The sequence below is a fragment of the Arcicella sp. LKC2W genome, assembly GCF_034931005.1.
Classification (GTDB): domain Bacteria; phylum Bacteroidota; class Bacteroidia; order Cytophagales; family Spirosomataceae; genus Arcicella.
In genome coordinates this window covers 190500-210410 of the sequence record NZ_JAYGIN010000005.1, presented here as the reverse complement: position 1 = coordinate 210410, position 19911 = coordinate 190500, and the positions used below count along the sequence as shown (strand labels likewise).

Here is a 19911-nt window from a genome sequence, read left to right as displayed (position 1 = left end):
TTAATTTGTTGAAAAATGGAATTCAAAAAAGGTAATTAATATCCTGAATTTTGGTCTAAAGAACCGCCACTCAGGGCAATTTGTAAACTTGGAACGGGCAATAACTCGTGTTTTCCTGCAATAAATCTTTTTCCAATTGCTTGCATAACTTGAGCAGCTCTACCAGTCCTAACTAAATCCCAAAAACGGTCATGCTCTAAAGCCAACTCCATTCTTCGTTCTTTCCAGATAGCATTTCTTAAATCTGTTATTGAAGTTGCCATAGTATTTGATAAGCCTGCACGATTCCGAATTTTGTTAAGTTGATTTTGAGCAACGCCTGTTTGTCCAAGTTCATTCGCAGCTTCAGCATTCATCAATAATACTTCTGCGTATCTTAATAAATGAAGGTTCTTTTGCTTTTGGTCACGATTCCCTAAAAAGGTTTCAATCGTTTTATTTTCGCTATGGTATGCTTTATAATTGTAATATAGATTTTGAACAGAATCTGAACTCGGTATCCTAAAACCATCAAAAAGCGTTGTTCCACGATACTTTCCACTATTATCGATGGCTATAATTGTTGATGATTTTCTAATATCGCCTTTTTCGTAGGCATCAACTAAGTTTTGAGTAGGTGTACAAAAACCAAATCCTAAGTCAGTCCAGCCACCTTTACCCCCAACTCGTGGTCCTTGCCAAGTACAATAATTTTGAATTCCTAAATCTGAATTATTGAATTGACCCGTTTGAACTTCAAAAATTGACTCGATATTATTATCACCAATTTGTCGCCATAGTGTTGTATAATCAGAAGCTAAATTGTACTGTCCTGAATTGATTACTTCCTGACTCAAACTCAAAACTTTTTGCCAATTCTTATGATATAGATACACTTTTGCCAATAAAGTTTGAGCTGAACCTTTGGTTGCATGACCAACTGCTGATTTTGAACGAGTAGGAAGATTGTCAACCGCAAACTGCAAATCGTCAGTAATTACCTTATAAATTGTATCCACTGAAGCACGTGTTTGAAAAGCTGGGTCTGTGTTAGCATCCTTAGAATCTGTGGGAACTCTTAATACTTTAGGTACTTTTCCAAAAATGCGAACCAAATTAAAATAATAGTATCCTCTGATAAATCTGACTTCCCCAATTAATTGATTTTTTACTTCTTGAGTAATTGAGGCTGATTCAAGTGCTGCAATAGCTTGATTGGAACGTGAGATTCCATTATAATATCCATTCCAAAGTGCGGCTACAAAACCATTCGTCGGAGTAACTGTAAAATTATCAATCTCCCCAATTGCTGGTTGGTCGCTGGCAGTACTTCCTTTTTCTGCATCATCAGAGATAATATTGGTAGCAGAAATAAAACTAATTCCATGAATATCACCTTCATTGCCAAACGCTTCACCTGCCAAAAGACTATTATAAACGCCATTCACTAAATTTTGGGAGATATTCGGGTCAGTAGCCGTAGTGCCTTGTCCTTGAACAGGAACATCGAGGAAACTTTCTTTACAAGAATTTCCAATAAAAATGGTTGATAGGGATAAGCCGATTATATATATTTTTCTTTTCATTTTTCAAAAATTTAAAGTTTTTTAGCCCGTTGATAATGACTAATTAAAAACCAACACTTACTCCCGCAGCAATGGTTTTATTGGTTGGATAAGCATTTAATTCAATACCAGATTTAGTGGGTTCGCCTGATAATTCTGGAGTAAAACCGCTAAAATCTTTGTAGGTAAAAATATTTTGAGCAGTTAAGAATACTCGAACGCTACTTATTTTGGCTTTTTTTACAAGGTTTTGAGGTAAATTATATCCCAAAGTCACGTTATTTAAGCGGATAAAATTTCCAGATTCAATGAAATACGTTGAAGCGGGCAAGTTTCCACCGTTTGCAGAAGGCTCAGTTTGAGATTTATTGGCAGATGTCCAACGAGTATAAGCCATTTGAGATTCGACATTATCTAAAATTCCTTGACGAAATGCCTTTTTACCGTTATAAACTTGGTTTCCTGTATTACCAAAAGCATCAATATTCAAGTCAAATCCTTTAAATGCAATTGAAGCATTTAACCCAAAATAGGCAACAGGTTGATAAGAACCCGCAAAAATTCGGTCTTGGTCATCAATTTTTCCATCATTATTTGTATCCTGATATTTAAAATCTCCAGGAGCAGCATTCGGCTGAATCGTTTGTCCTTGCGTATTTTTATAATTTTCTACTTCAGAATCATTCTGAAAAACACCTAAAACTTTCAATAAATAAAAACTTCCAACGGGTTGACCATTATCGGTTTTGGTCGTGTAAGATTGATTTGCCCCGATTCCTCCATCTAAAATTGGCTGACCACCATTCAAGCCAATCACAGAATTTTGATTAAAAGTAACATTACCCCCAACTTTATACGTAAGTCCAGAAGTGATATTTCCACGCCAATTCAAACTAAATTCCCAACCAATATTACTAATTGAAGCTGCATTTGTTAAAACTACACCGTCAGCATCACCAGCAACAGAAGGCACTTTTACATTGATTAACAGGTCGTTAGCCTTTTTATTATAGTAATTAATCTCTCCTTGTAAACGTCCACCAACCATTCCAAACTCCAAACCAAAATCTAATTCTGAAGTAGTCTCCCATTTTAAATTAGGGTCTTTAATTTGGGTAATTGCACTACCAGGCGTTGCAATTCCTCCGCCAAAAGGATAAGCTAAATTTGGGGTAATCGTAACGGTGAACGCATCTGAAGGGATTCGGTCATTACCAACAATTCCCCAGCTTGCTCGTAATTTCAAATTTTTAAAGACACTCTGTTCCTGCATAAAATTCTCATTACTTACTACCCAACCAGCACCCACTGATGGAAAATATCCCCAACGATTTTGCGTTGGAAATCTTGAACTACCATCACGTCGTACCGTTGCGGTAAACAAATATTTATCATCATAATTATAATTTACCCTTCCGATATAAGAATTACGTGTCCACTTATCGCCACTTCCATCGTTTGTTGAAGTGTTTGCATTACCTGTACTGATATACCATAAATCTTGATTGGCAGGAACATCTTTTCTGAAAGCTGAAAACCAAGTTTGAGTATATTGTTCGGCAGTTGTACCAATCAAAGCGGTTAATGTATGTTTATCGAACTGATGATTAAATGTTATGGTATTATCCCAAACCCAACGAAAGGTTTCAGTATTTTTCATGGAAAGATTACTGTTAGGATTTCGTTGATTACCACCCGATGCGATAAAAGTTGTTAAGTCATTATTAAACTGCTGATTATAGACTCTATTGTTAGCATTTAGCCAATCACCTCCCAAACTTGAACGAATTTTAATAGATTTTAACGGTTGATATTCAGCATAAAAATTTCCTTGTAAACGATTATCTTTCAACAGGTTAGCATTATTTTCAATATCTAAAACAGGATTCCCAACATTCTGATAAACCGAAGTATTACCATATTTCCCATCAACTTTTGAAGGAATAATTGGAGCCGCTCTGTAAGCATTATTATAGGCAGTTCCAAGATTTACATCTTGATTATTACCATTAGAAAATGAAACGTTTGTTCCAATTTTGAAACTATTAGATAGGTTAAACTCATTATTAGACCTCACCGTAATTCGGTCATATTTACTATTAATTACAATCCCCTCATCAGTTAAATACCCAAAACTTAAAAAGTAAACCGATTTATCAGAACCGCCCGATAACGATAAATTATGGTTTTGCATCCAAGCTGTTCTAAGAATTTGCCCATACCAATCCGTCGAAACCGACCCCGCAGGAATACTATTCCCACTTGCGGTACTTGCATAATTGGCATATTCGGCAGCATTCGCCATTTTTACTAAATTTGATGCTTCTCTAAATCCAACGTTGGCATTATAAGAAATTTTCATTTTTCCATTCTCACCCCGTTTAGTTGTTAAAATAATCACACCATTTGCACCTCTTGCACCATAAATAGCCGTCGATGAAGCATCTTTCAAAATATCCATACTTACAATATCAGCAGTATTTATATTTGAAATATCGTCTGTAAGCACTCCATCTACTACAAATAAAGCGGTAGTTCCAGCTAATGCCGTGCCTGTTCCTCTAATTTTGACTACTGGTGAAGAACCAGGTTTTCCACTACTAATAATTTGAACTCCTGCAACTTTTCCTTGAATGGCTTGCGTTGCCGTAAGCACTGATTGTTTGGTTAATTCTTCACCCTTCACGCTTGCAGTAGCTCCAGTTACATCTACTTTTCGTTGTGTTCCATACCCCACCACAATTACTTGGTCAAGTTCTTGGACATTCTCTATTAAGGTAACATTTAGACTTGCACGTCCATTGACTGCCATTTCCATATTTTCATATCCAACAAATGAAAATATTAAAGTAGCATTTGCAGGAGCATTAATTGAAAACTTTCCATTAGCATCCGTAGCAATTCCCGACGAAGACCCTTTAATTCTTACAGAAACGCCCGACAACGGCTCACCTTTAAGATTGCTAACCAAACCAGTAATATTTGATTTGTTTTGAAAAATAGCGACATTAATTTTAGTTCCGAAGTTATCAGCCGTTGGCAAACAACATAGAAGCATGAAAAGCGGAATATAAAAAGGTTTAGAGGTTCGATGTCGTAATCTGTACGTATTTTGTTTTTTCATGAGCAACTTAGTTTTTGTTTGATGACAATAGCAATAAGAAATTGATTATTTTAAGTTCAGTTTAGCCTCCGCCGTCAAGCTCCCCTGTTGGATTAATGCCTTATAGATACCACTTCTAACTTTAAATCCAACTTTATGAATACCTGCCTTTAATGATTTTGATGCCATAATAATTATCTTTTCCTGCTTGTCGTTTATTAAAGAAATCTCAATGGGTTCATTTCCTTTCACGGCATAATCAAGCATATAAGTAGAAATATCTGGATGTACCATCAACTCAACACCTTCATAAATTTGTTTTGGTAAATACATGTAAAAACCTGTTGGGTAATCTGGTTTTTTAATTCCCATCAAGGAAAGTCCTTTTTGTAACTCTGACATAGATTCCCCCAATTTCCAAATTAAACCAGAACGATAATTTTCCATCATTACCACAATTGGTCCTTGGTCAATCGCTAAATATTGATTTGAGTACCAATTTTTTTGATTATTGTAAGCATCATAAAAACCATACTTATCAAATAATTGATTTCCTTTTTTTAGATACAAATACCGCATCGCTTGAAACGCCGCAAAAGGTGTATAAGGAAATGAGGATAAAGCTGCCGTTGGACTAATTGTTCCGTTATCGTTAGTAGGTGAATGGGCATCATAAAAATTATAATCATCACTGGCGGTAAGTCCCCAATTTTCGGCAGAATAATCAAATTCTTTTTTACCGTCCTTTACACAATGCTCATAGTTAATTAAAGTATGTGCCAAATTTTGCTTCCAATAATTAGCATCTTCATCTTCCATTAATCTCGAATCAAGACTTAAATATGAATAATGTGCAAAAAATAAAGGTCCACCCTTTTCAAAACCAAGTGGAAGGTGATACCCTAAATAATCATTTCCGTTTTTATAAAAATCACTTTTCTTCCAAGTATTTTGATATACCGACGGTTTAATAGCATGAGTTGGTGAAGACAAAGCCAAAACATACGTAATTAAACATTCATTATATCCACGAATTGGCATATTCATTTTCCAGTCATAATTTGGTGACCAGTGCCAATACAAAAAATTGTCACCACGAGACACATACCAATCCCATTCAACGCTTTCCCATAATTCTGTAATTTGTTTTCGCAAGAACTGCTCTTGGGCATTGTCCTTATCAAAATATTTTCTGGCAACTAAAAGCCCGTTCATTAAATAGGCAGTTTCAACTAAATCACCACCATTGTCATATTGTCCAAAAGGAACTACTTTTCCAGTTCTACCATCTAACCAATGCGACCACGCTCCGTGAAATCGGTCAGCCTTTTTCAGAAATGAAGTCATTTTAATTAAATGTTTTATAGCATCATCTCTCTTTATCCATTGTCTTTCAGAAGCCACTACAATTCCCATCACACCAAAGCCAGTTCCACCCGAAGTTACAATATTGGGAGTGGCAGTCCTTTCGGCGGCCATTCCAGAAATTGGATGAGCAAATTCCCAAAAATAGCCAAAGGTAGCTTTTTGTACAGTTTCAAGATATTCTCTTGGTTCGTTGGTTGTTACCAGTTGTTTTTCATTTTGTGATTGAACTTTTGTAGAAAAACTTGCTATAAACAGCAGTATTGATACAATTAATTTTTTCATGATAAGCTTATGGATAAACAGTTTTTAATGAAGAGAAGATAAATACCAATTCAACTTTCAACTATGAATTATATTTTTTAATTAAAAATTACAATTTATAGGACAAATTTAGCGTAATTTGAAAGGGCATTCCTAATTTTTGACTACATCAATACTACATCAAACCGACGTTTTTAGGCTAAAATCAAAGATTTTCACTACGTCACCCATAATTTTTAATGAATAAATTGTTTCTTATGGAAATTAAAAGGCAAATACCATCAATATTCTTATTTCTTGTCATAACCTACATAGTACCTCATAAATCTGTGTCTCAAAGTATTCAAGATTTATGTAATTCGGATATTGTACATTACACGAAGCAAGACTATAATGGCTATTATCAAAATTGGGACTTAATACAAAGTCCCAATTCAAAGTTCATTTATGCGGCCAACTCAAAAGGCTTATTAGAATATGATGGTAGTTCGTGGAAACTATACCAATATGCTCAAAATCAAAAAATACGATCTGTGGCAATTGATAAATCGGGCGATATTTTTACTGGGTCATTGGGAGAGTTTGGCGTTTGGAAAAGAAATAAGTCAGGAGAATTAACGTATCACTCTCTGAAACAAAAAATTAATGACCCCTATTTTATAAATGAAGAAATCTGGAATATAGTGCCTACCACAAAAGGTGTGGTATTTCAATCCTTTGCCTTTATTTTTATTTACCAAAATGATAAAATTAAAAAACTAAAAGCCCCAGGAAATATTCTGTTTGTTTATGACGTAAGAGGACGATTATTTATTGAGGTTTTAGAAAAAGGTCTGTATGAAATTAAAGGAGATAATTTTGAAAAAATCGCAGGAAGTGATTTTTTAGGCAAAGAATCGGTACACACTATTCTTCCTATCCACGAAAATGGTTTGCTGATTGGTACAAGTAAGGGCTTGTTTGTTTTTGAAAATAATCAATTCAAAGCTTTTAATAAGGAAACGAATCAGATAATCTTACAAGAGCAACTTAATAATGGGCTTCAACTTAATGAGGATACTTACGTTTTTGGAACAATCTTAAATGGAATAATCATCACTAATGCTGAAGGAAAAATTATTCAGCACTTTAATCAAAAGAATGGACTTCAAAACAATACCGTTTTATCCTTAGCAAAAGATATTGAAGGAAATCTTTGGGTAGGAATGGATAAAGGAATCGACCTGATTTTACTCAATTCAAATTTAAAATATTTTACCGATTATGATGGACGTTTAGGAACGGTCTATGATATCGCTCTATTTCAGAATCGTTTATATGTTGGTACAAATCATGGTGTTTTTGTGAATGACTTAACGCCGAATGCAAAATTTCAAATTATTCCAAAAACGCAAGGTCAAGTTTGGACATTAGAGGTAATTGACAATCAACTTCTTTGTGGTCACAACAGCGGGACTTTCAATATTGAACATCATTCTGCAACTTTAATATCATCGGTTACGGGTGGTTGGGTGATTAAAAAATTACATAAAAATCCAGATTTACTCATCGAAGGAACTTATACGCATTTATGTATATATCGTAAAAATAAAATAGGCAAATGGGAATTTGACCATATCGTAAATGGGTTTTCTGCCCCAGTAAGACAATTAGAAGAAGATGCTGAAGGCAATATTTGGGTGAACAAAACTTCCAATTCAATTTATAAATTAACATTAACAAAAGACACCAAGAATTTTAAAGCACTCACTGAATTTAATCAAGCATCACTTGTAGAAAATTATAAAAATCTTATCAAAATCAATGATAAAATTATACTGACTGGCGAAAACAATTTATTGGAGTATGATTCAAAAATAGGGAAATTCAGAATATCCAATGCTTTGAACACTATTCAAAATCAGAGCATCAAGAAAATATTTCCTATAAAAAATAATCGTATATTTTCAATTGAAAAAAACGGCACTCTTCTTTTTATCAATGAAAAAAATAGCGTTAGTGAAATTTCGTTTAAAAGAGATTTGTGGGTAGATGATTATGAAAACATGAGAGCAATTGACTCACAAAATGTTTTGCTTTGCACAGAAAATGGTTTTGCCATCATTCCACAAGCTCAAAATTCAATACTCCGCAAGCAAATTTCTATTAAAACCATCATCCGCAGTATTTCTGTTTTGGATTATCCCGAAAAAAGCAAAACCATTAACGCAAACGATTACCATGAAGAATTTCAACTCGAATCTTACCAAAATAGTATTATTCTCAGTTTTGCCACACCGCAGTATTCACGCCAAATCCAATATAGTTATTGGTTAGAAAATTCTACAAAAAGTTGGTCGCCATGGCTGAATACTTCTCAAAAAGAATTTAATAATTTATCTTCTGGAAAATACATCTTTCACCTCAAATCATCTCTCGATGAAACAGAGACTACCTTTTCTTTTGAAATCAAACAACCTTGGTATTGGAATGGTTGGAGTAAATTCTGTTACTTTTTAATCGTAGTATTCTTTGCTGGTTTATCGTATTGGATTCATAATCGTAAGGTTTTATTGGAACAAGAAAATCTGAAAAGAAGACACGACAAAAAATTAAAAAGGCAGATTGAGCAAAGTGAAAAAACAATTATGCAGATAAGAAATGAGCAACTTGAGAAAGATATAATTAGAAAATCAGAAGAATTAGCCAACTCAACAATGGTATTAATTAAAAAGAATGAGCTTCTGGTTGAAATAAAAAAAGAAACGGATAGTCTGCCGCATGAAATAGGTAATCGTTCACTACGGGAACATAGCATTTACAAAAAAATTCTGCATTTGGTAGAAAGCAATATTTCAACAGAACAGGATTGGCAGATTTTTGAAGCAAACTTCAATGAAGTACATCAGGAGTTTTTGGAGAAACTTTTAGAGAAATATCCAAGTCTTACACCAAGTGATTTAAAATTAGCGGCTTACTTACGCATGAATTTATCAACTAAAGAAATAGCACAATTGTTCAATATAACCAATCGAAGTGTAGAATTGAAACGTTATCGTTTAAGAAAAAAACTGAATTTAGATACAGAAGTCAATCTTGGCGAATTCATGATGAAATTTAGAATTATGACTTAAAGGTTAAAGTTGAAATAAACGTCGTTGAGGTTGTGAACTTCAACGACGTTCTTTTTACCGAAGAAATTTTAAATCAATAAGCTTTTATCTTTTCTTTAGGTATTCAAATTTGGTTCTTAGAATATATGCTGAATCTTCATCTCCCAACTCAACAGCTCGACTAAAATCATGAATGGCATTCTCGACTTGACCAATACAATACCGAGCCATACCCCGCCAACGTAATGCTACTGGGTTTTCGGAACGGAAATACCAATCAGCTTTATCAAATTCTAAAAATGCCTTATCATATTCTTCTAATTTGTATAATGTTTTTCCTTTCCAAACATAGGACTCACCAACGGTATTATCGAATGAAATGGATTGTTCAAAGTCAAATAACGCAGAATAATAATTCTCAAGATGAAATTGACATTTTCCTCTTAAAAAATAAGCTTTTGCCGATTTAGGGAAATATTTGAGTTTTTCCGAAAAGAAGAGTTGAGCTTCAAAATATTTCTTCTCTTCTACCAAAATCTCTCCTTCCCCTAATTTCTCACGGTCACGGAATGAAAAAAACTTTTCCTCTAACCAATTAAAAAACATAATTGTCAGCACAAAAGGCAAGAAAAAAAGTAATAGTAACCATTCCATAATTTATAAACTTTCTAATTCCAATTTCATTTTCTTGGGTAATCCCTCCACAACAATTTCATAAGAATGATTGGTTAATTCCATCAATTGTTTGGTTGGAGCAATTTCACCATTTACTGTATTCCAATGCTTTTTGTTCAAATGATAACCACCCACAATATAGTCAAATTGTTCTCTTAGCTCAATGGCAAAATTGGGTTCACATTTCAAACTAACTTTAAAAATCTCTGAATCTAAACTGGTTAAGGCAAAGATTTTTCCAGCTACTTTATAAACCAAAGTATCTGGACCAAAAGGTAGTTCTTCTGTAACACCTTTCTTAGCAATACAAAATTCTCTAAATTCTTCTATGTTCACTTGTATTTGTTTTTATCATACGGAAACGGGACTTTCCAAGTACACATCTTATCTAAAAAATGCTCTATAAATCATTACACAAACGCACATTAAAAACATTAAAATTGATATTTTATTGATGACGTGCATCGTTTTAATGTTGAAATTTGTTGGCTTTGAAGGGTCTTGTTTCCCAAAGATTCTAAAGAAATACCCGAAAGCTTCTCCTAATTTGAACTGGTCTTTTAGTCTGGACATATCTATCGTTTCTCAAATCTCCAGATTTGAGACGTTTTTCGTTAGTACGATTCTGGAGAATCGTTATTCATTATTTGCTTCAAACCAAACGCCATCTTCCTTGATTATTTCAATCAACTCGTTTACGGCATTATCAGAATGAACCGATTTTTTGACAACAGTTTGTCCACGATACAAGGCAATTTTATCCTTTCCAACCCCCACATAACCATAATCTGCATCTGCCATTTCACCAGGTCCATTTACAATACAACCCATAATTCCAATTTTCACCCCTTTTAAGTGTTCCGTTTTTTTACGAATCATGGCAGTTGTTTCTTGCAAGTCAAATAATGTTCTTCCACAAGATGGACACGAAATATATTCAGTCTTACTCATACGGGTTCGAGCCGCTTGCAAAATACCGAAGGCTGTGGAATTGTAACTTTTTGAGAGTGTTAAAAGTTCTAATTTTGTTGATAATTCTGGCATTTTCAATAAAATACCGTCACCAAAACCATCAATTAGCAAACCTCCACAATCGGTAGCAGAAAACAATTGAAAATCACTCTCTGGCAAATTTTTATATTGTCTTAAAATTACGACAGGAATAGTAATTTGATTCCCAATTAATTCAAAGAAAAACCTGCGTAACTCAGGCATTGCGTGTGCATTATCAGTATAAATGCACAACACAGTTTTAGTTTCAGATTTTAACAGAGAAAATAATTTTTCATCTAATTCTGCTAAGGTCAATTGAAGAAAATTAAGACTTTCATGTTTAACTGAAGAATTGATAAACGTCTCCAAAGTAAACAATGGAAATTTATTGATTTTATCTGCTTGTTCTTGCCAAACGCTGAAATCTAAAATCTCTTTCAAACCCATTGGTAACATGAATTTTGCAGGATTTTGAGCCGTATAAATGTAATCAGCTCCCAAATCGTTCATCGTCCATTTATCGGGCAAAGGCAAATAATAATGTCCAATCGTTTTTAAGTCATCATGTTCCGAAACCTCAATTTGCGAATAATCAGCAATAACTCTTGGCACGTTATGCCCCCCAAAATTAGCAACTTCGTGCGTTGTTCTTCTGAAATACTGAAAAGGGTTTATCGGAGAATCAAATTTCAGTTGTGAGCTATAATCAGCAATAAATTTTGACTTTTCTTTTCTGTTGGAATATCTATCAATCAATGCTTTGGCAACAGGGGCTTCCAGTTCAGGGTCTTCGGTTAGGCTTACTCTTACGGTATCTCCTAAACCATCTTCCAATAATGTTCCAATGCCAACGGCAGATTTAATTCTTCCGTCTTCACCTTCTCCTGCTTCTGTAACACCTAAATGTAAAGGATAAGGTTTCAGTCCTTCTTCATTAAGTTTTCTACACAATAAACGATAAGCCTCCACCATTACTTGGGTATTTGAAGCCTTCATCGAAAGTACGATGTTGTGATAATTTTCGTCTTCACAAATTCTCAAAAACTCCAAAGCCGATTCAACCATACCCAATGGCGTATCTCCATAACGGCTTAAGATTCTGTCACTTAATGAACCATGATTTGTACCGATACGCATGGCAGTACCATATTCTTTACAAATATTTACTAAAGGCAAAAACTTATCTCTAATCCGTTCTAATTCTGCTTGATAAGAAGATTCGGTATAATCAATCGTTTCAAAACGTTTTTTATCGGCATAATTACCTGGATTAATTCTAACTTTTTCAACCAAACGAGCTGCTAATTCTGCGGCATTGGGTGTAAAATGAATATCAGCAACCAATGGAACGCTATAACCTCTTACCCGCAATTCCTTCCGAATATTATCTAAATTTTGGGCTTCTTTTACAGATGGTGCAGTAATGCGTACATACTCACAACCAGATTCTACCATTCTAATCGTTTGTTCTACCGAACCAATGGTATCCATTGTGTCGATGGTAGTCATTGATTGTACTCTTATCGGAAAATCTGAACCCATCGGTACATCGCCAATATTGACAGTAATGGTTTTACGACGAGAATATTCCGTTAATGAATTGGCATAACGGTTACCGTTTTCAATGAGATTGATGATTTGTGAATTGTTGTTTGACATTATTCTTATAAAATTGGTTACTGTTCATGTGTAAAATCTACCACATGGTCAGAATAGAGAACATTTACTCTATGATATACAAAGGTAAAAAAATACCCCGACAAACTTATAACGTTTGTCGAGGTAGATTGGTTGGAAATATTTTTAGAGACTTAATTAAAAATCACCAAAAGTATCCACTAAATATTTTTGTACAATAGAAATATCACCTTTAGAAGTCAAATCAGGTACGTTTTCCTCCACGGCAACAGTAATAACTTTCTTAGGATTTTCACTTGCCATTTTCATTACCGCAGTTGGCAATTCACGCTCATTTCTGATAGGATTGAAAGGTTCTTTAGTTACATATTCCAAAATATCATCATAATTGAAGTGGAAAACATTCATATTTACGCCAATTTTCCCCTTTAAATCACGAGCAGATTCTATTTGTTCATCATTTGGCTTTTCAATAATCTCTACCAAATAACCTTCTTCATCAGCTTTGATAACGGCAAATGCTTTTACACGCTCAGGCTCAACACCCAATGCAATACTCTCATAAGAAACAACCGCATTTTGAATTGGGTTTTCTTTCAAGAGTGTTAAAACTTGAACAGAATATAAATTATCCGAATTACAAACTGTAAATCTTCCACCTTTCCATTCAGTTGTTTGGTCTAATGCTTGTTGAATCGCATCGGCTGTTCCTGCGGGTTTTTCACGGTCGGCTGCAATTTGTTGGGTTGCATATCTAAACTTCATTCCCCATGCTTTTCCATCCTCAACTAATTTATCATAATAAGGCTTGGTAACGGTATCTTTCGGGTTTTTCAAAATTAAAACTTCGTCATAACCTGCCAAGTGTGCGTTGTAAATAAGGTAATCCATAAAAGGTCTTCCATCTTTTCCAACACCAATCATTCCTTTGGGAAGTGTATTTGCCTGCTGAACTAAGGCTGAATCAAGTGTTTCAGAACCTTCAACTTTTTTCATTCGTGACGACATTCCGCCCGCCATGATTAATAATTTTGCCATTTATTTTTTGTTCTATTTTTTATTTTCAATCTTCTTTTGTTCCCTCATCAACCCGAATGATGTATGCCTTTCCCCCTTGACTTTCAATAGCTTTTGCAACTTCAAACGCATTTTTAGGGGCATATACAAACATACAACCTCCACCACCTGAGCCATTTATTTTTCCTCCTAAAGCTCCAGCCTCTAAACCCGCTTGAATCATTTTGTCAATTTTGGGCGTAGAAATCTTTAGCTTATCTCGTAAATTATCTTGATGGACATTCAACAAATTCCCCAAATCTTCATCTTTAAAAGAAGGTGATTTTAATAATGTCAAGGCTTGTTTCAAAATATCTCGATTCGCAATATTTGCTTCAATCAAAGCAACTTCATCAATATGAAGCAAATTTGAATAAATAGATAATTCCTCCACATTTGCGGTAAATAAGGAGAAATCAGGATTAACTTTTTTTATTTTATCAATCGCTTCAATTACACCATATTTTACTCTTTTCAGAATGCCAACCGTGTCTTTGGGTTCTTGCGAATCTCCTAAGACAAATGTTCCTAATTTGGGTTTTAAAGTCTCGACTTCAATTTTTGGAGTTGATTCTAAATAAATAACATTTCCAACTGCCGTTGAATAATGATCCATCATTCCTCCTGCTTCTTTAAATTCGGCAACCTCCGCCTGATAAGCTATTTCGGCAATGGTTTCATTTGACAGAATGTTAGGATTATCGGCAGTTTTAGTCAAAAAGTGAATCCAATTCACTAATAATGCTGATGAACTTGACGTTCCCGAATTTATTGGGATATTTCCCCGAACGGTACATTCAACACCATCCTTAAAGGTATAACCATTTCTTTGTAAGATATTTAAAGCTGACTTAAAATAATCCCTTTTGTTTGTATAGGGCATTTCTGAGAAAATATCAAAACTTAAAGTTCTTCTAATATCTGGTAAATGAATAATTGCTTTGGGTTTGTTGTACCGTTGCCCTTTGATATTTACTCTTCGTGAAATAGCTGCCGCAATAACGGGTAAACCTAAATAATCTTGATGTTCTCCAAATAGGCAAATTCTGCCTGGAGTTGATACACTAACGGTATTTTCCATTCAAATTTCGGCAATAAATTACTGTAAAATTAGTAAAAACAATTTGTAAGTAAAAGTAACGCAGACTTTAGTCTGTATGTAAAAATACAACACGGACAGACTGAAGTCTGCGTTACATTAATACTCATCAGTCAAAGCAACACACACTTTTGTCTGTATGTAAAAATACAACACGGACAGACTGAAGTCTGCGTTACATTAATACTCATCAGTCAAAGCAACAGACTTTTGTCTGTATGTTAAAATACGACACGTACAGACTGAAGTCTGTGTTACGTTAATACTCATCAGTCAAAGCAAAAATGGGCTTGTTAGTTTTCCATTTTCCACGAGTAAAATCTGGAATTTTGATTGGAGCTGAACCTTTGGCGATTGACTCCTCCGACAATGGACTAATTGCCGACCAAGCGGCTGCATCATAAACATCCATTGGCGGAGCAATGTTTCTTTTTATAGATTCGATAAATGCTCTAATCACAAAAAAGTCGATTCCGCCATGACCTGCATTTTCAGCACTTTGAGCGTGCATTTTCCAGAGTGGGTGGTCATATTTCTCTTGATATTCCTTGAAATCATCCCAAGTATGAGGCTTTTTACTAATTCCTTCTAAATAAATATGATTGCCGTCATTCATCCAAAGTCCATTTGTTCCTTGTACTCTGAAACCTAACGAATAAGGTCTTGGTACATTGGTGTCGTGCGTAATGGTAATAGTTTCGCCATTGGCACATTTAATATTGGTTGTTACAATATCGCCCAATTTGAATTTCACCTGAGCATTTGGATGATTCTCCCCTCCTTTCTTAACAATATATTCGTGCAACCCCATTGCTTTGGTCGCCATTGAGGTCAGATACAAAAATTGGTTTCCACGATTGATATTTAACATTTCAGCTACTGGCCCTAATCCATGCGTTGGATATAAATCTCCGTTTCTATCTACTGAATGTTGCGTTCTCCAACGAGCTTCTGAAATAGCTTTTTCCCCAAATTCTACACCTCCGCCATAATATTGTTTTCCATCATTAAATTTTACTTCACGCAAATCATGCTGATAACCGCACTGTGTGTGCAATAAATCTCCAAACATATTCTGCCGAACCATGTTCAAAACCGCCATCACATCCCGACGATAACACACATTTTCGAGAATCATACAATGTGAACCTGTCTTCTCAAAAGTATTTACCAAATCCCAAGATTCTTGTAAAGTTACCGTCGCCGAAACCTCCACAGCCGTGTATTTTCCTGCTTTCATGGCTACAACTGCCATTGGCACGTGCCATTCCCAAGGGGTTGCAATAACAATTCCATCTAAATCATCACGTTTAACCATATTCTCAAAATCGTGTTCGCCATTTTTATAAACAACAGGTTCTTTACGACCTTTTGATTTAATGAGGGCTAAAGTTTTGTCAATTTCAGTTTGGTTAATGTCGCAAATAGCATTGATTTCGACATCGGGTCTAAAAAGTGCTTGCTCCACATGGTTTCGTCCTCTCAGACCAACGCCAATAAAGCCAAGTCGTACTTTTTTTTCCTCTTTCTCTTTTCCAAAAATGACATTAGGTAACACAATGGCGAACGAACCCGCTAAGGCAGTTTGTTGCAGAAATGCTCTACGTTTCATAGTTTTTGAGATATTAATGAAGTTATTTTATTTTTTCGTTAAGTTACAAGACTTTTTTGAACTACTCCCGTTTCAAAGGTGTTTTTTCATTGTACTCGAATATTTCAGAATTTTGTTTAATTATTTCAAAAAAATATTAAACAAAATCAAACAATTTCAGAAACGTAGTGTTGTACTAATTGAAAACAAACGCAGATTTAGTTTAATAGTGTTGCTGACAACCTTTCAGACGGCTTTTAAACTTGGAGACTAAATCCCCGAAAATTGTCTCAGTCCTTTATCGAATTAGCTAACCCTTGAAGGACACCAATTTCAAAAAAACATAAAAAAGCATGATGCAAAAAAAAGTGGCGGTGTTTAGAAAAGAGCATTTTAATGCTGCACACCGTCTGAATAATCCGAATTGGTCGGATGAGAAGAATGAGCGTGTCTATGGAAAATGTAATAATTATAACTTTCATGGGCATAATTATGACCTAATTGTACAAGTAACAGGCGAAATTGACCCAGAAACAGGTTATGTGATGGATATGAAAATTTTGAGTGAATTAATAAAGTCTGAGGTTTTAGATAAATTTGACCATAAAAATCTAAACCTTGATACTGAAGAATTTAAAGATTTGAATCCCTCCGCCGAAAACATTGCTATTGTCATTTATGATAAACTGAAACACAAAATCAACAAAAACTTTGACCTTAAAATTAGATTATATGAAACCGAACGAAACTTTGTTGAATACCCTGTTGGTGGATAACAACAATAAAATAATGTTTACTGACGAAGAAATTGGCGATGAGCATATTATGACTTCGGTGGATACTCCTATGCGTGAAGATGCGTTTGAAATGAGCGATGATGAAAAAATGGCTCAAATTGAATATCATTTTCGCCAAATTATGGAAACATTAGGCTTAGACCTTAGGGATGATTCTTTAAAAGGAACGCCAAAAAGAGTTGCCAAAATGTACGTAAAAGAGATTTTTAGCGGTCTTGACCCGAAAAATATGCCATCAGTTGCTCTTTTTGACAACAAATATCAGTACAATGAAATGTTGGTAGAGAAAAATATTTCTTTCTATTCAAACTGCGAACATCATTTCGTACCCATTTTCGGAAAAGCACACTTGGCTTATATCGCCAACGGACAAGTAATTGGACTTTCTAAATTAAACAGAATTGTACAACACTTTGCCAAACGCCCTCAAGTTCAAGAACGTTTGACGATGCAAATTGCAAAAGAATTGCAGAAGATTTTAGGAACGGAAGACATCGCCATTATGATTGATGCCAAACACCTTTGTGTGGCTTCTCGTGGCGTAAAAGATGATACTTCCTCGACCATTACAAGTTATTACGGTGGTAAATTTCAAGACGATGCAACGAAGGCGGAGTTCTTAAAGTATATTTCGTAACCCAGACTTTAATCTGTCGATAATAATGAAGACCCAAACCAAAGTTTGGGCTATTACAAAAAGCATTTGGGATTATTTTCTCAAATGCTTTTTTTGGTTTAAATGGTTGAATAATATGTGGTGGGTATGAAAACATTATTTTAATTCCATAATTTTACAACAGTAGGTACCTATAATAACAAAAAACCGATTAGTGAGCCTTTTAAAATACTGCAAGTTCATAAACAACAAATATTTCACGACCAAAAACCTAATAAAAATGAAGAAAAACACGCTTTTATGTTTAGTATTAATGCTATGTAGTCAACTGATTTTTGGACAAACCAAACAAGATAGTTTAGAAATCAAACAAGCGGCTCTTGACTATATCGAGTCTCAACAAAAGCCCAATCCGAAGCAAATGGATGGTGCATTACACCCAAGAATGGTAAAACGAACTTTTTGGAAAGACAAAGCCACGGGAAAAGATTATCTCAGAGAAACAACAACAGAAACGATGGTTTTACTTGCGGAAAGTTATAATAAGAATGGTGACAAGTTTCCCGCCTCACCCAAAAAAGAGGTTTTTCTACTGGATGTTTCAGAACGTACTGCTTCGGTAAAGTTAATTGCAGACGAATGGATTGACTATATGCACATTGTGAAACTCAATGGTAGTTGGAAAATTATCAATGTTCTTTGGCAATTTAAAGATACCAAACTGCATTAAAACGAAATGTATCGTTTTAGCATTAAACAAAAAAGGCCATCAAAGTAGTTTTGATGGCCTTTTTATATAACTTTTTGACAACTAATTCACTGGTTTATAGCCTCTTAATCCAAAGTAAAACACTACAAAGAAACACGCTAATGGCACACAATAGCCAATCTGAATATTATCATTGAAGGAGTCGATAACTTTACCCATAATTACAGGAAAAATTGCTCCCCCAATTATAGACATCACAATTAATGATGAAGCAGGTTTTGTATTTTCATTCAAATCTTTGATGCCTAATGAGAAAATTGTAGGAAACATGATTGACATAAAGAACCCTAAACCGCCCAAAGCCAACACAACGTTCTTTCCATCGGCATAAATAGCAACAAAACACAACAAAATACACAAACTTGCATAAATGGTTAATAATCGGGCGGGCTGAATATAACGCATGATGATTGTTCCAATAAAACGACCAGACATAAATAACAGTCCGTATATTCCAAGATAATAACCTGCCGTCTTTTCATCTACACCTCCGCCAGAAATCGCCATTCTGATGAAAAAACTCGTGACACAAACTTGAGCCCCAACGTAAAAAAACTGAGCCACTACTGCCCAAACAAGATGTTTATATTTTAATGCTTCAGCAATTCCTCCTTTTGCTTTATTTTCACTTTCTTCTTTAAATTCTGGAAATTTTAATACTAAAAAAACGATAGCCAAAATTAATAAGGCACTCCCCAAAATAATATATGGCATTTTTACAGAAGCGGCTTCGGTAGTTAAGTAAGCAATTTTTTCAGCTTCGGGCATGAGAGATAATTGCTCAGAACTAAATTCTTTTCCCGAAAGAATAAAGATTGTGCCAACCATAGGGGCAATAAAAGCGGCTAAGCCGTTAAAAGACTGTGCCAAATTCAAACGAGTGGTTGCATCTTTGGCATCGCCTAATTTGGTTGCATAGGGGTTTGCCGCAGTTTCCAAAATAGTGAGTCCACAACCAATAATAAATAATCCCAACAAAAAGACTTCATAAGTTCTGGTATTGGCAGCAGGAACAAAAAGAAACGCCCCAACACTAAAGACTAACAATCCAGTGATTATTCCTTTTTTGTACCCATAATTTTTAATAATCATACCAGCAGGAATGGCTGCCATAAAATAAGCCATGTACACCGCAGTATCCACAAAGGTGGATTGCATATTGCTCAATTGCAGGGCTTTTCTGAGATGTGGAATAAGCACTCCATTAAGATTATTGGCTATTCCCCATAAAAAAAATAAACACGTAACAAGTATAAATGGAATTAGGTAATTAGGTTTGTTTTCTTTCATCTTAAATTATTTTAATAGT

At 34.7% G+C, this 19911-nt stretch carries 15 protein-coding genes; 4 read left to right on the top strand and 11 right to left on the bottom strand.

Annotated features, from left to right (window positions below; genetic code table 11):
- Positions 1-35 precede the first annotated feature (35 nt).
- Genes VB796_RS06085 through VB796_RS06075 form a run of 3 tightly spaced genes read right to left on the bottom strand, consistent with a single transcriptional unit; the run spans position 36 to position 6297 of the window.
- A complete protein-coding gene (locus tag VB796_RS06085) occupies positions 36-1565 on the bottom strand; it encodes a RagB/SusD family nutrient uptake outer membrane protein (protein ID WP_323345625.1) in 1530 nt (509 codons plus the stop codon).
- A gap of 43 nt (positions 1566-1608) precedes the next feature.
- Positions 1609-4668, bottom strand: a complete 3060-nt coding sequence (locus tag VB796_RS06080; protein WP_323345624.1) for a TonB-dependent receptor — start codon at positions 4666-4668, stop codon at positions 1609-1611.
- 45 nt (positions 4669-4713) lie between these two features.
- Positions 4714-6297, bottom strand: coding sequence for a glucoamylase family protein (locus VB796_RS06075; protein WP_323345623.1), 1584 nt, complete (start codon positions 6295-6297; stop codon positions 4714-4716).
- Positions 6298-6605: 308 nt separating this feature from the next.
- On the opposite strand from VB796_RS06075, the gene VB796_RS06070 reads away from it, so the two are divergent.
- Positions 6606-9389, top strand: a complete 2784-nt coding sequence (locus VB796_RS06070) for a two-component regulator propeller domain-containing protein (RefSeq protein WP_323345622.1) — start codon at positions 6606-6608, stop codon at positions 9387-9389.
- Between the two features lie 84 nt (positions 9390-9473).
- On the opposite strand, the gene VB796_RS06065 is transcribed toward VB796_RS06070, so the two are convergent.
- The 7 genes from VB796_RS06065 to VB796_RS06035 all read right to left on the bottom strand — a co-directional run bounded on the left by VB796_RS06065 (position 9474) and on the right by VB796_RS06035 (position 16441).
- Entirely contained in the window at positions 9474-10022 is a 549-nt protein-coding gene (locus VB796_RS06065) for a tetratricopeptide repeat protein (RefSeq protein WP_323345621.1), read from the bottom strand.
- A 3-nt stretch (positions 10023-10025) separates the two neighbouring features.
- The gene (locus VB796_RS06060; RefSeq protein ID WP_323345620.1) at positions 10026-10379 is read right to left on the bottom strand and encodes an MmcQ/YjbR family DNA-binding protein; all 354 of its coding nucleotides are present in this window, start codon (positions 10377-10379) and stop codon (positions 10026-10028) included.
- A gap of 48 nt (positions 10380-10427) precedes the next feature.
- Positions 10428-10616, bottom strand: a complete 189-nt coding sequence (locus VB796_RS06055; RefSeq protein WP_323345619.1) for a DUF6728 family protein — start codon at positions 10614-10616, stop codon at positions 10428-10430.
- A gap of 63 nt (positions 10617-10679) precedes the next feature.
- The gene (ispG, locus tag VB796_RS06050) at positions 10680-12695 is read right to left on the bottom strand and encodes a (E)-4-hydroxy-3-methylbut-2-enyl-diphosphate synthase (protein WP_323345618.1); all 2016 of its coding nucleotides are present in this window, start codon (positions 12693-12695) and stop codon (positions 10680-10682) included.
- Between the two features lie 156 nt (positions 12696-12851).
- Positions 12852-13712, bottom strand: a complete 861-nt coding sequence (locus tag VB796_RS06045) for a sugar phosphate nucleotidyltransferase (protein ID WP_323345617.1) — start codon at positions 13710-13712, stop codon at positions 12852-12854.
- 25 nt (positions 13713-13737) lie between these two features.
- Positions 13738-14811 carry a mevalonate kinase gene (locus VB796_RS06040; RefSeq protein ID WP_323345616.1) on the bottom strand — a complete coding sequence of 358 codons (1074 nt, stop codon included), beginning with the start codon at positions 14809-14811 and terminating at the stop codon, positions 13738-13740.
- A gap of 277 nt (positions 14812-15088) precedes the next feature.
- Entirely contained in the window at positions 15089-16441 is a 1353-nt protein-coding gene (locus VB796_RS06035; RefSeq protein ID WP_323345615.1) for a Gfo/Idh/MocA family protein, read from the bottom strand.
- A 335-nt stretch (positions 16442-16776) separates the two neighbouring features.
- On the opposite strand from VB796_RS06035, the gene VB796_RS06030 reads away from it, so the two are divergent.
- The 3 genes from VB796_RS06030 (at position 16777) to VB796_RS06020 (ending at position 18563) form a co-directional block, all read left to right on the top strand.
- Positions 16777-17196, top strand: a complete 420-nt coding sequence (locus VB796_RS06030) for a 6-pyruvoyl trahydropterin synthase family protein (RefSeq protein ID WP_416233515.1) — start codon at positions 16777-16779, stop codon at positions 17194-17196.
- A complete protein-coding gene (folE, locus tag VB796_RS06025) occupies positions 17153-17854 on the top strand; it encodes a GTP cyclohydrolase I FolE (protein ID WP_323345613.1) in 702 nt (233 codons plus the stop codon). Before VB796_RS06030 ends, folE begins: the two co-directional genes overlap by 44 nt.
- Before the next feature lie 259 nt (positions 17855-18113).
- The gene (locus VB796_RS06020) at positions 18114-18563 is read left to right on the top strand and encodes a nuclear transport factor 2 family protein (RefSeq protein WP_323345612.1); all 450 of its coding nucleotides are present in this window, start codon (positions 18114-18116) and stop codon (positions 18561-18563) included.
- An 81-nt stretch (positions 18564-18644) separates the two neighbouring features.
- On the opposite strand, the gene fucP is transcribed toward VB796_RS06020, so the two are convergent.
- Positions 18645-19892 (bottom strand): L-fucose:H+ symporter permease, encoded by a 1248-nt coding sequence (gene fucP / locus VB796_RS06015; RefSeq protein ID WP_323345611.1) that lies wholly within the window; start codon positions 19890-19892, stop codon positions 18645-18647.
- Between the last annotated feature and the right edge of the window lie 19 nt (positions 19893-19911).